Here is a 14927-nt window from a genome sequence, read left to right as displayed (position 1 = left end):
GAACGGGCTGAACCATGCGGCTCAAAACATTCCAGGCAGCAACGATGACCGAGGCGATGGACCTCGTGCGCCAGAGTCTGGGCGACGAGGCGATCATCGTTTCGACCTTCACGCATCGCAACGGCGCCGGCGTCGAGATCACCGCAGCGATCGAACAGCAGAGTGAAGACGATTTCGTCACGCCCGAGGCGCAGGCGCTGCGCTATGGCCAGGGCAATGGCCGTCTGTTCGTGCCCGAGGATGATTTCGCGCCGCAGGACGAGCAGCATGTCGGCGACCTGATCCTGGGCGCACTGAACTGGCATGGCGTGCCGGGTCGCGTCGCCGAACGCCTGACCCAGGCAGCCCTCCGCGTCGGCCTCGACGATCCGGTGGGTGCGCTGGCCGAGGCCCTGGATGAAACCTACCGCTTCCCGGGGCTCAGCACCGATAACCGGCCGCTGATCCTGATCGGCCCGCCGGGCAGCGGCAAGACCGTGGTGGCCGCCAAGATCGCCGCCCGCTGCGTGATCGAACGCCGTGCCGTGCAGGTGATATCCACCGATGTCAGCCGCGCCGCCGCCGGCGATCAGCTCGCCGCGCTCTGCCGTGTGATGAGCGCGCCCTTCATCGAAGCCGTCGATGCCCGCGAATTGCATCATGTGGTCAGCGAAACCGCTGACACCACCAAGCTGATCGTCGACACCGCCGGCATCAACCTGCACGATGCCGCCGAGCGCAAGGCGCTGAAAGCCCTGATCCAGGCCAGCGGTGCCGAACCGGTTGCCGTGCTGGCCGCCGGCACCGATGCCATGGAAGCCGGCGAACTCGCCGCCCAGGCAGTGGCGCTGGGTGCGCGGCGTTATGTCGCGACCCGCCTGGATGCCGCGCGCCGGCTGGGTGCATTGGTGGCCGCTGCCGATCTGGGCGGGCTGGCCTTTGCCGATGTCAGCGCCAGTGCTTTTATCGGCAAGGGTTTCGAGCGGTGCGATGCGCTCACACTCGCCCATCGCCTGCTGGCCGATCCCGATGCCCGCAGCGCCGTCGACCCCGAGACCGATATGCAGTACTTTTCCCCGAAACCCGCTGCCCTGAAGGCCGCCGAATGACCGTGATGACCATGACGCCGACACCGCCGCCGTCCTCTCCCGCTCGCCCGGTCCGCCATCCAGCCGCGGCCGTGCGTCAATCCAATGTGATTGCCATCGCCTCGGGGAAGGGCGGTGTGGGCAAGACCTGGCTGTCGGTGACGCTGGCGCATACCTTCGCGCGCCAGGGCCAGCGCGTGCTGCTGTTCGATGGTGATATCGGCCTGGCGAATGTGGACATCCAGCTGGGCCTGATGCCCGACCGCGATCTGGGCAGCGTGATTGCCGGCCGCTTCAGCCTGGCCGACGCCGTGATGCCGTCCGAAGCCGGTTTCGACATCATCGCCGGCAAGTCGGGTTCGGCCTCGCTGGCGACGCTCGACCAGACGGCGATGACCACGATCCGCGACGAACTGATGCAGCTGGCGAAAAGCTATGACCGCGTCATCATCGATCTGGGCGCCGGCGTCGATGCCGTGGTGCGCACGTTTTCGGCTGCGGCCGGCATTACGCTGGTCGTCACCAATGACGAGCCGACCGCGCTCACCGATGCCTATGCCTATATCAAGCTGGCCCGCATGGCCGACCGCAATGCCGATGTGCGCGTTGTCATCAACATCGCGCCGACCACGCGCGAAGGCGAACGCACCTATGCCAAGCTGAACAAGGCGGCGGAGAATTTCCTGAAATACTCGCCGCCGCTGGCCGGCGTGATCCGCCGCGACGACAAGGTGCGCGATGCCATCCGCAACCAGGTGCCGCTGCTGACCCGTCATCCGATGTGCGAGGCGGCCGAGGATGTCGAGGCGCTGATGAACAGCCTGCTGCGCATGCCGCTGCCGGCGCAGCCCTGATCATGCGCTGATGGCCGGGAGTCGCGTGTGAGCGATCTCGGCCCTCTTGCGCCCACTGCGCCACCGGTCACCACGACTGCCGGCACGAGCACCGCGCCCGCCGCATCACCACAGGGCAATGCGCAGACCGCGGCCGGCGTGCTGCCGGCGCCACCCCAAGGGCAGCCAAGCCAGGGCCAGACCGGTCAGGGCGTCAGCGGCCAGCCGCAGCAGACGCCTGCTTCGCCCAACACCATTCTGCAGGGCGCCAGTCCGCAGGGTGGCGGTGCGGCCACCGAGATCGCCTCCAGCGCCAATGAACTGACCAAGGGCGGCCAGATCGCGGCGCAGGTGGTGGCGCGTGACAACATGACCCTGCTGGTGCGCACGGCCGCCGGCAACACGCTGGCGATCACCAATCTGGCGCAGGCGCTGGAACAGGCCAATCTCGCCGTGCTGAATGCAGCGCTCAGGCTGCAGCTCAATCCTGAGAATCCGCAGCAGGCCACGGTCGTCAGCGTCAACGGCACAGCGCTGCAGCCGCCGGTGCCGGCACTGGCGCAGCCACCCACCGCCGCGCAGCTGGCCATTGCTGTTTCACCGCCGCAGCCGGGCGGCTCCGCCGCACCGGTGCTGCCGCAACCGGGACAGACGCTGACCGCCGTGGTGGTGACGCCGCCGGTCGGCACTGCAGCCCCGGCCTTGCCGCCGGGCAGCCAGTTGCAGGTGGTGGTGCAGAGCGTGACGCTGCCCACGGCAATACCGACCGCGCCCACTGTGCCTGCGGCGCAGACACCGCCGCCAAATGCCACGCCGGCCGCACCCGCGACACCGGCGACGCCCGCTGCGGTTCCGCCGCAGTTGCCGGCGGCCGCCGTGCCAGCCGCGCCCGCGATTGCCAATGCGCTGGTGCAGGCTCAGGCCCAATCGCAGACGCCAGCCGTCACACCGCCGCAGACGCCGCCGCTGACACCGCAGACACCGTTGCAGCCGGCGATCCTGCAGCAGGCAGTGATTTCGCAACCGCAGCCGCAGCCACATCTGCAGCCCACTGGCGCGCAGCCGTTCAATCTTCCGAGCGCCAATCTGCTCGCGCCGGGCGCGGCCAGCCAGGTGCTCACCGGCATCGTTACCGGCCAGGGCCAGGCTGGCCAGGTGCTGGTTGCTACACCGCAAGGTGTGCTGTCGCTCAACCTGCCGCAGGCGCTGCCGCCTGGCACCCAGCTTGCGCTCGAACTCGCCGCCATCACCAAGCCGCCGACGCCGACGCCCACCGCGCTCGGCCCGGCGCCGCTGGCCGGCATCCTGACGCGGCTGCAGGGTGGCTGGCCGCTGCTGCAGCAGACGCTGGATGCCGTGCGTGCCGCCGATCCGGCGCTGGCGCAGCGCCTGCAGACCGAATTGCTGCCGCAGCCGAATGCGCGGCTGGCCTCTAGCGCCCTGCAGTTCATGGCGGCAGCCGCTGCTGGCAGCGCGCAGGCCTGGCTCGGCAGTGAAGCCGTGCGTAAGCTGGAGCAGAGCGGCCGGGGCGAGCTGCTGAAAAAACTCGACGACGATTTCCGCGAGCTGGGCCGGCTCAACCAGCGCCAGGGCGATAACGACTGGCAGGCCCTGGTGATGCCTATGATGATCGGCGGCAAGGTCGAGGCGATTCATATTTTCATGCGCCGCCGCAAGGATGCGAAGAAGCAGCAGAAGCAGACCCGCTTCATCATCGATTTCGACCTGGAAAGTACCGGTCCGATCCAGTTCGACGGCTTTGTCAGCGTCAAGCAGCTCGACCTGATCCTGCGCAGCGAAACCGAATTTGGCCCCGCCTTCCGTCTCGATGTCAGTGCCATTTTCGAGGAAGCGCTGGCGATCACCGGCATGGTCGGCTCGCTGCGCTTTCATGATCGCGAAAAGCCACTGCCCTGGCCAAGCCCCGAGCTGGAAAGCCGTGGCCCCAGTACCGAACTCAAGGCCTAGGCCGCATCAGCGCAAGATGCGGATAGCGGCAAGGTTGCAACCGGTATACGGAGACGATCGTTTCAGTATGCAGCGTGAGGCGTGAGGATGACAGCGCGGGTCTGGGGTTTGTTGATCGTGCTGTCGATCCTGTGGGGCGGCTCGTTCTTTTTCATCGGCCTGGCCGTGCGCGAGTGGCCGCCGCTCAGCATCGCCGCCAGCCGCGTGGTGATCGCGGCCATTATCCTGCTGCCGGCCCTGCATCTGCTGGGCCGCCGGCTGCCGCGCGATCCGGCGGTGTGGCGGGCCTGCCTGGTCATCGGCCTGCTCAACAACGTGATTCCCTTCACTCTGATCATCTGGGCCCAGGGCCAGATTCCCAGCGGACTGGCCTCGATCCTCAATGCCACCACGCCAATCTGGACGGCCCTGGTGGCGCATGCCTTCACCAGAGACGAAAGACTGACGCCCAATCGCATCCTCGGCGTGCTGCTCGGTTTTGCCGGTGTGGTGGCGATGCTGGGGGCGGATCTGCTGGATGGCCTGGGACACAATGTGCCGGCGCAATGTGCGGTGCTGCTGGCGACGCTGTCTTATGCCTGCTCGGGTGTCTATGGCCGCCGTTTCCGTCGCATGCAGGTCGAGCCCATCGTGGTCGCGACCGGACAGCTCAGCCTTTCATCGCTGGTCCTGTTGCCGCTCGCGCTGCTGGTCGATCACACCTGGCTGCTGCCGCTGCCATCCCTGCAGGCAACAGCCGCCCTGCTTGCATTGGGCATCCTCTCCACCGCACTCGCCTATGTGCTGTTCTTCCGCGTCATGGCGGCGGCCGGCAGCAATGTCAATCTGGTCACCCTGCTGGTGCCGGTCAGCGCCATTCTGCTTGGCGTGCTGGTGTTGGGCGAGAGTCTGGCGCCCAGGCATTTCGTCGGCATCGCCGCCGTGGCGCTGGGCCTGGCCGCCATCGATGGCCGGCTGCTGCAGCGGATCAGGCCGGCGCGCTGATCACTCCGTCCGCTCGGCGTCCTGGTCCTGGCGGCGGCGGAAGCCCTGCAGGCCGGCTTCGTCCATTTCGTCCTGCTCGCGCTTTTCCTGTTTCTGCCGCTCGCGGCGTTCCCAGTTCTCGAGCACCAGTTCGTATTTCTTCTGCTCGCGGAAGGCGGCGTTGACCTCTTCCTGGGCGGCAGCGATGCGGTCGATCACTTCCTCGCGCGCCACTTCCAGATTGGCATGGCGTTCGCGGTTCATGCGGCGATAGTTGGTGAAGCCGAAGCTGGCGGCATAGTTGGTGGTGGCGACCTTGCGCTCACGTTCCAGCTCCTCGTCCAGGCCGACCATCTGGCGCTCGATGCCGGCGCGCAGGATTTCCAGATCGACCACCACGCGGCGGCGCTCGTCAAGGCGCCACTTCCACAGCCGGATCAGTCCGCCGACGCCGCGCATGCTTCAGCCCATCATCCCTATTCGCCGGCCTGGATGAAAATCTCCGCCAGGCGCGCGTAGCCGGATGGCAGATCGGCGCGTTCGGCCTTCTGCTGCTTGAGGAAGGCTTCCAGCATCGGCTGGTAGCGGATCGCCTCATCCACCTTGGGATCGGAACCGGTGCGATAGGCGCCCAGGCGGATCAGCTCGGCCATGTCGTCATAGGTCGCCATCAGCTGGCGGGCGCGGGTCACCAGCAGGTTTTCATCCTCGGTGTTGCAGCCCGGCATGGTACGCGAGATCGAGCGCAGGATATTGATGGCGGGATAGCGACCGCGTTCGGCGATGCCGCGCTCCATCACGATATGGCCATCGAGAATACCGCGCGTGGCGTCCGCAATCGGCTCGTTATGGTCGTCGCCATCCACCAGCACGGTGAACAGCCCGGTGATGGTGCCGTCGCCGGTGCCGGGGCCGGCGCGCTCCAGCAGGCGCGGCAGTTCGGCAAAGGTGGTCGGCGGATAACCCTTGGTGGTCGGCGGTTCGCCGCCCGACAGGCCGATCTCGCGCTGCGCCATGGCAAAACGGGTGACCGAGTCCATCAGGCAGAGCACCTGGCTGCCCTGGTCGCGGAAATATTCCGCCACCGCCAGCGTCATATAGGCCGCCTGGCGCCGCACCAGGGCGGGTTCGTCCGAGGTTGCCACCACGATCACGGTGCGGGCGAGGCCGGCCTTGCCCAGATCGTCCTCGATGAATTCCTGCACCTCGCGGCCGCGTTCGCCGATCAGGCCGACGACGTTCACATCGGCCTCGGTGTAGCGCGCCATCATCGACAGCAGCACGGATTTGCCGACGCCGGAGCCGGCAAAGATGCCCATGCGCTGGCCGCGGCAGCAGGAGATGAAGGTGTTGATCGAACGCACGCCCAGATCGATCTTGGGGCCGACGCGCTTGCGCGAATTGGCCGGCGGCGGATTGGCGCGCAGCGGATAGGGGCGGGTGCCGTTGGTCAGCGGCGGTCCGCCATCCAGCGGCCGGCCCAGGCCGTCGATCACGCGGCCGCGCCAGCTCGCATCGGGATAGACCACCGGCTGGTCTTCGCCCACCACGGCGCGGCTGCCCAGGCCAATGCCTTCCAGCGAGCCATAGGGCATCAGCAGGGCGCGGTTCTGGCGGAAGCCGACCACCTCGCATTCCACATTGCGGTGGTCGCGGGTCTGGACATGGACGCGGGAGCCGATGGACAGGTGCCGCTCGACGCCCGCCACCTCGACCAGCAGGCCCTGAATGGAGGTCACCCGGCCGGTGAAACTGACATCCTTGATGCGGTCGAGATCCATCAGCAGGCTGTACATGGCGCCTCAAAGGGTTAACGGGAAAAACACCCTACAGGTCAAAGCCTTAACCGCCGGTAAACCCCTCCCGGCAGGGCGGGGTCGGCGACCAATCTAGCATGGATATCGGGGGTCAGGCGGCCCCTATAAAGGGGGGCGTTAAAGAATGCGTTAACTTCATTTATTAACAATGGTAAACTAAGCCGAATCGGGCGGAAAAACGCCATTCCCGATCCGGACAGGATCGTGTCCCGATCAAAAAGCGCGGGAGAGCGCCATGCGCGTGCTGCTGATCGAAGACGACGCCTCCATGGCCAAGAGCATCGAGATGATGCTCAGTGCCGAGGGGTTCAACGTCTACCGGACCGAATACGGCGAAGAGGGCTTGGACCTCGGCAAGCTGTATGACTACGACATCATTGTCCTCGACCTGAACCTGCCCGACATGCACGGCTATGACGTGCTGAAAAAGTTGCGCGCGGCCAAGGTGAATACGCCGATCCTGATTCTCTCGGGCATGGGCGAAGCGGACAAGAAGGTGAAGGGTCTCGGCTTCGGTGCCGACGACTACATCACCAAGCCGTTCAACAAGGACGAGCTGATCGCGCGCATCAACGCCATCGTGCGGCGCGCCAAGGGCCATTCGCAGTCGGTGATCCAGACCGGCAAGCTGACCGTCAATCTCGACGCCAAGTCGGTCGAGGTCGAAGGCGGTCGCCTGCATCTGACCGGCAAGGAATATGCGATGCTCGAGCTGCTCAGCCTGCGCAAGGGCACCACGCTGACCAAGGAGATGTTCCTCAACCATCTCTATGGTGGCATGGACGAGCCGGAGCTGAAGATCATCGACGTTTTCATCTGCAAGCTGCGCAAGAAGATCGCCTCGGCCACCGAGGGCGACAACTATATCGAAACTGTCTGGGGTCGCGGCTATGTGCTGCGCGACCAGGTCGAACCGGTAGCGGCGGGCGCCAAGCGGGCGGCTGGCGGGCACTGAGCGGTTCGAGAAAACGCAAAAGAAAAGCCGGCCTGTGAAGGCCGGCTTTTTTGTTGCCCGGATGGAAAGCGTTTATGGCTTGACCTTCAGCACCAGCGAGGCGTTGTAGAAGGTGCCTTCCACGCTGCTGCCTGCATCCTTGGCGAAGTGGCTGACCTCGACACCGGCGAAGGCGCGCTTGGGCACCGTCACGGTCACCTTGCCATCCTTGTCGGTCTTGAGCTTCTCCGCCTTCACTTCGTGGCCGAGGAAGATGTCGCCGACCAGGCTCGCATCGGCCAGCGGCTGGCCTTTCAGCAGCACCTGCACGGTCAGCTTGTCGCCGGCCTTCAGCGTGGCCGGATCGGCCTGCGGCACGATTTCAAGATCGAGGCCGAGCGGCTTGGCGAAACTCGCCACCGGTGCCAGATAGGTTTTCGGCATCTTGTAGGACGGTCCGGCAATGGTGGGATTGCTCACCGTGCCCTTCGGCCCGTTGTTCCATTTGCCGTCCTGGCCCTTGGCCCAGTATTTGTTGTCGAAGAATGCCGCCACCAGCGCGGCGCCGCCGGCCGGTTTCACGGCGGCGGCCTTTTCCAGCCGCTCGACCTCGGCCGCCACCGCCTTGCCGTCCTTGTCGAAAGCCCAGGCCTTGGTCACGCGTGCCGGATCGTAGCTGTCGAGGTCGCCCGGATCGCCATTCTGGATCATCAGTTTTCCGGCCTGGTCGGGTTCGATCCACACGGAATGGGCAGCCACGGGGCCGGCCAGCAAGGCAAGGCCGAGGGCCAGGGCATAAGCGCGTATCTGTATCATTATCGGTTTCCTTTGGTTGTGGAGCATTCGGATCAGAAGGTGACCGTCAGTGCGGCCATGGCGCTGAGCGGCGTGCCGGGCACCACACGCAGGGGCCCCAGGGCGCGTTCGTAATAGTCGGTGTCGAACAGGTTGTAGATGTTGAGCGAGACCTTCGCGGCCTCGGTCAGCTTGTAGAAGCCGAGCAGATCGACCTTGGCAAAGCCCGGCAGGGTGAAGCCGTCGCCGTTGCCGCTGCCGGCACGGTCATCCATGGTGACGACACCGCCGCCAAAGCCAAAGCCCTTCAGGCTGCCGGTCTGGAATTCATAAACATTCCAGAGGCCCAGGCTGTGACGCGGGATATTCTGCAGCGAGGCGCCCTTCGGAATCGACTTGTCCTTTGTCACTTCCGCATCGGTGAAGGCATAGCCAGCGATGATGCGCCATTCCGGCGTGATGCTGCCCGCCAGGTTGATATCCAGACCGCGGCTCTGCACTTCGCCAGCGGCGACGTTGAAGCCGGTGGCCGGATCGCTGGTCAGCACATTCTGCTTGGTGATGTGGAACAAGGCCGCCGTTACGCTCAGGCGGCGGTCCAGCAGGTCGGCCTTGATGCCGGTTTCATAGCCCAGGCCGGTTTCTGGTTCGAAGGCCTTGCCATCGCTGGTGGTGACGAATCCGGTATTGGAATCCATCACCGGGCGGAAGGATTTCGCCACACTGCCATACAGGGCCAGATCCGGTGTCACTTTGTAGGTGAGGCCGCCACGCGGGCTGTAACCCTCGCGCGACTGTGGCGCCGACTTGCGGCTGACGCGATCCTGGAAATCCTGCTCGAACCAGTCGGCCCGGATGCCGATCTGTGCCTGCCAGCGCTCGCTCAGTTCGATCTGATCCTGCACATAGACGGCATAGCTGTCCGATACATCCAGCAGATCAGAAAAAGGTACAGGATTGACGCTGCTCTGGCTGTACACCGGATTGTAGATGTTAATACTGCTGGCATTGCTGCGATAGAAATGTTCGCTGGCCCGGGCACGTTCGTATTCCAGTCCGGTCAGCAGGGTGTGTTTCACGCTGCCGGTTTCGATATGGCCCAGCGCTTCAAATTGCGCCGTGTTGCTGTTCCAGTTGTAGTCGCGCAGCGTGCGCCGGCGCGTCAGCACACCGGTTGAAGCATCCAGGGCATTGGGTTCGGTGGCAAAGCCATACATCGATCCGGTCTTGGACAGGAAACCGGCGCGCAGGGTCCAGTCATCGCTGACATCATGTTCCAGTCGCGCCGAGGCAAGGTAATTGTCGTTGCTGATCTTGCCGTCGTTCGGCTCGCCGAGGAAGCGGGTGATCGGAATGCGGCCCAGCTGGCCATTCACCGCCACCACGCCGCGGTCGAACACGCGCTCATCCTTGAGCGCTTCGGCCTCCACAGTCAGGCGCGTCAGACTGTTGGCCTGCCAGGTCAGCACCGGCGAGAAGAACTGCCGGTCGGATGATACATGGTCGCGGAAGCTGTCGCGGCTTTCGACGGCGAGATTGGCGCGGCCGAGCAGGCTCTTGTCGTCACTCAGCACGAAATTGCTGTCCAGCGTGCCGCGGAACAGGCCATAGCTGCCCATCATGCCCTGCACGGTGTTGCTGTTTTCAGTGAACGGCTTCTTGGTCACGACATTGACGAAGCCGCCGGGATCGCCGCGGCCGTATAACGAAGCCGAGGGCCCGAGCAGCACATCCACCTGTTCGATATTGGCGGCATCGGCGGTGCCGTCGTACCGGCGATTGGCGGTGAAGCCATTCTTGGCCGCGTTGACGGTTTTCAGTCCACGCAGATTCATCTCGTAGAGATTGAGACCGCCGAAATTGTTGCCCTTGGATAGGCCGCCGACATAGTCCAGCGCCGGCTCCACCGTGGTGCCGCCAGTGTCCTGAAGCACCTGCTTGGATACGGCGATGGCCGTCTGCGGCACGTCGATCAGCGGCGTGTCGGTCTTGGTGGCGCTGCTGCTGCGCGAGACGCGGTAGTCCTCACCGGTATCAGTCGCGGCCGGCACCGAGCCTTCAACCGTGATGGCCGGCAGCGTGGTCGGCCGGCTGTCCTGCGCCATGGCATCGCCAGCACCGGATAACAGGCCGAAGACGGCCACAAGGGCCGCCGGTTTTCTTGTAAACATTGGTAATCCCCCAAAAATGGATCAGGCGTCGTGCTTGTTGTTATTTTATAACGTTATATTATAACAATTCGCAAGACGCGGGTTGGGGGGGCGGAAACTGGTCAGGATGACAGGCATGACGACGGCCTCGTTGTGGCACGTCACTCGCACGTAAGACCGTCAGCGCCACAGATGGCGATGAACAATGCCCAATGAGACACCCCGCCCATTGTACGCACGCGTGACCACGGCTGACGGCAGGTCTCCTGGCTCACGGGTCACAGTGTTCGTCGCCTTCCCAATGCATGGGGCATCAGTGGCTCGATGACGAAAACTCGCCGCTTACAGTTGCGGGGGCAGCCCCGGCATAGGCTGCACATGCAGCCGCACCGGATTCCCTGTTCGGCCCCGAAGGGCACCGTCACCCGTGATGGTAATCAGTCGCAGTTGGGCCGTCAAACCTTCATCGCGGCGCGAAACCGAGCGTGACGCTGTTTTCCGCCACGCCGGTGGTCAGGGCACAGCCCGCGCTTTCGGCCAGCCGTTTTGTATAGCGCGCCATCGCCGCCTGCGGATCGGCGGGCAGGGCGCCATCGCCGAAGCCGGCGGCCACGCTGTCCTGCCAGCGCACGGTGGTGCCCTCGGCGCGGATCTGCCAGCGGTTGTCCTGTTGCGTCAGGGCGAGATTGCCGCCGCGCGGCAGCGCCTGGGCCGCCAGCGACAGGCCGAGCAGCAACGCCTTGCCCAGCGGCTTGGGCAGGCTGTTGCCCACGGTGGCCGGCAGCAGCAGGCTCAGCTTGCCGCCATCGAAATAGGCTTTCGCCACGCGCGAGAATTCACCGAAGGCCATCGGCTCGGCAGCATCGCCCGAGGCGCCGAGCGCCAGCCGGAAAAAGCCCAGGCGCCGGGCCGCATCACTGGCTGATTGCGCCACCAGGCCGATGGCGTCTTCGCGCATCGCCGGATCGGTTTCCTCGGCCAGCAGTTCGACGCCGTTGTTGACCGCGCCGATGCTGCCGGCCAGGTCGTGACACAGCCGCGAGCAGATCAGGGCGACAAGATCGAGGTCGTCGGCGGCCATTGCAGTCATGCTCCCGTGATTCGCGCCAGCCCAATTCCCACGACCCATGGGTGGCAGGACGGCAATGCTCTGTCTAGAATGTCCGCAGCAGGCAGGCAACCGCAAGCGAGAGACATGCTGGCACCGTTCGTTCCGGGCGACTGGGTGGAAAACCCGCTGCAGCCCGACTGGGGACAGGGGCAGGTGCAGTCTGCCATCGGTGCGCGCGTCACCGTCAATTTCCTGCATGCCGGCAAGCGCCTGATCAATGTCGAGCAGGTGCCGCTCAGGCCGGTCAAGCCACCCGAAGACTGAAGCGAAGGTCCGGATGACGTCCACGCATGACGATCTTGCCCCCCATGAGCTGGCCATGGCGTTGCTGCCGCTGGCCCGCGAGGCCGGCGCGGCCATCATGGCGATCTATGCGACGCCGTTTGTGGCACGCTCCAAGGAGGACCGCAGCCCGGTCACCGATGCCGACGATGCCGCCGAGGCGATCATCCTGGCCGGCCTGCGAAAGCTGACGCCGGCGATCCCCGTGGTGGCCGAGGAGCTGGCGACGCGCGGCGAGGCACCGGCAGTGGGCAGCGCGCCGTTCTGGCTGGTCGATCCGCTGGACGGCACGCGCGAATTCATCGAGCGCAACGGCGAATTCACCGTCAATATCGCGCTGATCGAAGCCGGTCGTCCGGTGCTCGGTATCGTGCTGGCGCCGGCGCTGGAGATTGCCTGGCTGGGTACGCCGCGGGGTGCACTGCGTTTCGACCGTCAGAGCGGCGCGGCCGGTCGCACGATCACGGCGCGTCCGGTGCCGAAGGTCAGCGCGCTGGTGTTGGTCAGCCGCAACCACCGTGAACCGGCGGTCGATACCTGGCTCAGGCAGCAGATGGCGCCGGAAACCCGCACGGTCGGTTCGTCGCTGAAATTCTGCCAGATCGCCGAGGGCGCGGCCGATCTCTATCCGCGCTTTGCCTCGATCTCGGAATGGGACACGGCGGCCGGTCAGGCGGTGCTGGAAGCCGCCGGCGGTGCGGTCGTCACCTGGAATGGGTCGACAGAAGGCCCGGCGCTGGCCTACGGCAAAAAGGATTTCCGCAATCCGGCCTTTCTGGCGCGCGGCGCAAAGTCTTAGGCCAGCGCGACGTCGACCAGGATCGCCGCATAATGACAGGCGGCTGCGGCCAGCACGAAGACATGCCAGATCGCATTCTGATAGGGCAGGCGTTCCCACAGATGGAAGATCACGCCCAGGCTGTATAGCCCGCCGCCGGTGAGCAGCAGGATCAGCGCGCCAAGCGAGGCATTGCTGATCAGTGGCTGCAGCGCGGCCAGGATTACCCAGCCGAGCAGCAGATAGGCCGCCACCGACAGCCGGTCGAAGCGCAGTGGATAGCGCAGTTTGAGAAACACGCCGATCAGCGCCACGGTCCAGACAAAGCCGAGCAGCAGCGCACCCCACAGGCCGCCGATCAGGATCAGCGAAAACGGCGTATAGGTGCCGGCGATCATCACGAAGATGGCGGCATGGTCGAGGCGGCGGAACACCGCCTTCAGCCGGGCGTGGGAGGTCATGTGGTAGAGCGCCGAGCAGATCAGCATGGCCAGCAGGCCGAAGCCGTAGAGGCCGAGGCTGATACCGCGCGGCAGGTCAGGGTTCAGGGCGATCAGGATCACCAGCGTGACGCTGGCGCCGATGCCAAAGGCCAGGCCCAGCAGATGCACGATGGCATCGGCGACAATCTCGGCGCGGCTGCATGGGCGGACCATGGCCGTCAGTATACATTAGGGATTGGGGCAGAATGAAGACGGCGGCCGGTCAGCGGAAAAGATCGTCGTCGCGCTGGTCTTCCGGTGCCGGGGCATAGCCGCGCACGGACGCAAAGCGCAGCAGCTGGTCCGGCGTCAGGGCATCGCGGGCGGCCAGATGGCCGCGCAGGCGCACGGCGCGGATGCGGCCCTGCAGGGCGGCAATGCGGGCGGTCAGTGCGTCGATGCGGGTGGCCTCCACGTTGTTCTCGGCGAAGCTGCGCGCCAGCCGGCGCTCTTCGCTTTCCACGCGGCGACCAAGTGCTGAGACTTCCGCATCCAGGTCATGCTGCAGCTGGCGCAGGGTCTGCCGCTGCGCTTCGTCGAGATTGAGGCTTTCAGCCATCTGCAGCGCGGTCTGCGGTGCCGGATAGAGATTGCGTTCGGCATCGCTGGTTTCCAGCGGGTTGGTCGGCACGATCACTGCGGCCAGCGGCGGCAGGGTCGGAATATCGGTGTCGATGGCTTGCGCCGGCATGCCGGCCGGATACCGGCCGATGGTGCCGAGTGCGAATCCGGCGGCCAGTGTCAGGCCGAACGCCAGCGTGGCGAACAAACGTCGCGTCACGGCGTGTCTCCCAAGACTTTGCGATGCCACGCCGGAAATACGGCTTCGGCAGCACGCGCAATCTAGGGCGGCGGATGTTATCTGTCGGTGACGGTGATCACGTCTGCATCGGGTGGATCGGCATAAAGCCGCATCACATCGGCGTGACGACGCTCCAGCGTCGCGCGCTGGTTGATATAGCCCTTGTCGGTGATCTCGTTGGCATCAATCGAGGGCGGCTCGCGCAGCAGCAGCACGCGCTGCACTTTGAAGGACGAACCGCCCTGGGTCGCATTATGGGCGGAAAGTTTTTCCGCGATCTGCCGCCGCAAATCTTCCGGTGCCATATCCTTGGCCGCCGCCGAGGGCCAGGCCAGCAGACCGATGAAGCTGCGGTCCTGCCCGGTCACCACTGCATCCTGCAGCAGCGGCGAGCAGGCGGCCAGTGCTGCCACGCGCACGCCGCCGACATGCACCCAGGTGCCGGTGGTCAGCTTGAAATCCTCGGCAATCCGTCCGTCGAACACCACGCCTTTGGCGGGATCGTCGGCATCGGCAAGCTTGGCCGCATCGCCGATGCAGTAGAAGCCATCCGCATCGAAAGCCTTCTGCGTCTGCTCGGCATTGCCGATATAGCCGGGCGTCACATTCGGCCCTTTGACGCGGATTTCCAGCTTGGCGCCGCTGGGCACGAATTTCAGCTGCACGCCCGGCACCGGCACGCCGATCACGCCGGCGCGTTCGATCGGGAAATGCGCCGCCGTTGCCAGCGGTGCCGTCTCGGTCGAGCCCCAGCTGGAGGTCATGATCACGCGCTGGCCCAGAGTGCGGATCGACAGCGCCTCCAGTCGTGCCCACAGGTCCGGCGGCAGGGCGGCGCCGGCATAGAAGATCATTTGCAGGTTGCGGAAGAAGCGCTCGCACAGCGCCGCGTCTTTCTCCAGGTGCGGGATCAGCATGGCGTAGCCGGCCGGCACATTGAAATAC

General features: G+C 65.3%; 15 protein-coding genes and 1 riboswitch. Of the genes, 7 read left to right on the top strand and 8 right to left on the bottom strand.

Annotated features, from left to right (window positions below; all coding sequences use genetic code 11):
- The first annotated feature begins 14 nt into the window (after positions 1 to 14).
- From AAG821_RS12040 to AAG821_RS12025, 4 genes are all read left to right on the top strand, one after another.
- Complete coding sequence (locus AAG821_RS12040; protein ID WP_341912559.1) at positions 15 to 1088, top strand: hypothetical protein; 1074 nt, start codon at positions 15 to 17, stop codon at positions 1086 to 1088.
- Positions 1085 to 1921: a MinD/ParA family protein gene (locus tag AAG821_RS12035; RefSeq protein ID WP_341912557.1), complete on the top strand. Its 837-nt coding sequence runs from the start codon at positions 1085 to 1087 to the stop codon at positions 1919 to 1921. Before AAG821_RS12040 ends, AAG821_RS12035 begins: the two co-directional genes overlap by 4 nt.
- Before the next feature lie 27 nt (positions 1922 to 1948).
- On the top strand, positions 1949 to 3868 hold the full coding sequence (locus AAG821_RS12030) for a hypothetical protein (protein WP_341912555.1): 1920 nt from the start codon (positions 1949 to 1951) through the stop codon (positions 3866 to 3868).
- An 87-nt stretch (positions 3869 to 3955) separates the two neighbouring features.
- Complete coding sequence (locus AAG821_RS12025) at positions 3956 to 4852, top strand: DMT family transporter (protein WP_341912553.1); 897 nt, start codon at positions 3956 to 3958, stop codon at positions 4850 to 4852.
- On the opposite strand, the gene AAG821_RS12020 is transcribed toward AAG821_RS12025, so the two are convergent.
- Both AAG821_RS12020 and fliI read right to left on the bottom strand, forming a co-directional pair.
- Positions 4853 to 5290 carry a flagellar FliJ family protein gene (locus AAG821_RS12020; protein WP_341912551.1) on the bottom strand — a complete coding sequence of 146 codons (438 nt, stop codon included), beginning with the start codon at positions 5288 to 5290 and terminating at the stop codon, positions 4853 to 4855.
- A gap of 17 nt (positions 5291 to 5307) precedes the next feature.
- On the bottom strand, positions 5308 to 6627 hold the full coding sequence (gene fliI, locus AAG821_RS12015) for a flagellar protein export ATPase FliI (RefSeq protein ID WP_341912549.1): 1320 nt from the start codon (positions 6625 to 6627) through the stop codon (positions 5308 to 5310).
- Positions 6628 to 6883: 256 nt separating this feature from the next.
- Between fliI and AAG821_RS12010 the strand changes: the two genes are divergently transcribed.
- The gene (locus AAG821_RS12010) at positions 6884 to 7603 is read left to right on the top strand and encodes a response regulator transcription factor (RefSeq protein WP_341898082.1); all 720 of its coding nucleotides are present in this window, start codon (positions 6884 to 6886) and stop codon (positions 7601 to 7603) included.
- Between the two features lie 72 nt (positions 7604 to 7675).
- On the opposite strand, the gene AAG821_RS12005 is transcribed toward AAG821_RS12010, so the two are convergent.
- The 3 genes from AAG821_RS12005 to AAG821_RS11995 all read right to left on the bottom strand — a co-directional run bounded on the left by AAG821_RS12005 (position 7676) and on the right by AAG821_RS11995 (position 11608).
- Entirely contained in the window at positions 7676 to 8398 is a 723-nt protein-coding gene (locus AAG821_RS12005) for a DUF4198 domain-containing protein (protein ID WP_341912547.1), read from the bottom strand.
- Positions 8399 to 8430: 32 nt separating this feature from the next.
- Positions 8431 to 10548: a TonB-dependent siderophore receptor gene (locus AAG821_RS12000; protein WP_341912546.1), complete on the bottom strand. Its 2118-nt coding sequence runs from the start codon at positions 10546 to 10548 to the stop codon at positions 8431 to 8433.
- A gap of 217 nt (positions 10549 to 10765) precedes the next feature.
- A riboswitch (cobalamin riboswitch) is annotated at positions 10766 to 10965 on the bottom strand.
- A 25-nt stretch (positions 10966 to 10990) separates the two neighbouring features.
- Positions 10991 to 11608 carry a histidine phosphotransferase family protein gene (locus AAG821_RS11995; RefSeq protein ID WP_341916287.1) on the bottom strand — a complete coding sequence of 206 codons (618 nt, stop codon included), beginning with the start codon at positions 11606 to 11608 and terminating at the stop codon, positions 10991 to 10993.
- A 114-nt stretch (positions 11609 to 11722) separates the two neighbouring features.
- On the opposite strand from AAG821_RS11995, the gene AAG821_RS11990 reads away from it, so the two are divergent.
- Complete coding sequence (locus AAG821_RS11990) at positions 11723 to 11902, top strand: DUF3553 domain-containing protein (protein ID WP_341912542.1); 180 nt, start codon at positions 11723 to 11725, stop codon at positions 11900 to 11902.
- A gap of 13 nt (positions 11903 to 11915) precedes the next feature.
- Complete coding sequence (cysQ, locus tag AAG821_RS11985; RefSeq protein WP_341912541.1) at positions 11916 to 12719, top strand: 3'(2'),5'-bisphosphate nucleotidase CysQ; 804 nt, start codon at positions 11916 to 11918, stop codon at positions 12717 to 12719.
- On the opposite strand, the gene AAG821_RS11980 is transcribed toward cysQ, so the two are convergent.
- From AAG821_RS11980 to AAG821_RS11970, 3 genes are all read right to left on the bottom strand, one after another.
- Positions 12716 to 13354 (bottom strand): hemolysin III family protein, encoded by a 639-nt coding sequence (locus AAG821_RS11980; protein WP_341912540.1) that lies wholly within the window; start codon positions 13352 to 13354, stop codon positions 12716 to 12718. The genes cysQ and AAG821_RS11980 overlap by 4 nt on opposite strands.
- 49 nt (positions 13355 to 13403) lie before the next feature.
- Complete coding sequence (locus tag AAG821_RS11975; protein ID WP_341912539.1) at positions 13404 to 13961, bottom strand: Spy/CpxP family protein refolding chaperone; 558 nt, start codon at positions 13959 to 13961, stop codon at positions 13404 to 13406.
- 77 nt (positions 13962 to 14038) lie between these two features.
- The coding region (locus AAG821_RS11970) for an AMP-binding protein (protein WP_341916286.1) at positions 14039 to 14927 on the bottom strand (889 nt) is incomplete at its 5' end.

Source organism: Ferrovibrio terrae (assembly GCF_943372915.1).
GTDB lineage: Bacteria > Pseudomonadota > Alphaproteobacteria > Ferrovibrionales > Ferrovibrionaceae > Ferrovibrio > Ferrovibrio terrae_A.
Note: the sequence above shows the minus strand (reverse complement) of the source record. Positions and strands in the feature narration are given on the sequence as shown.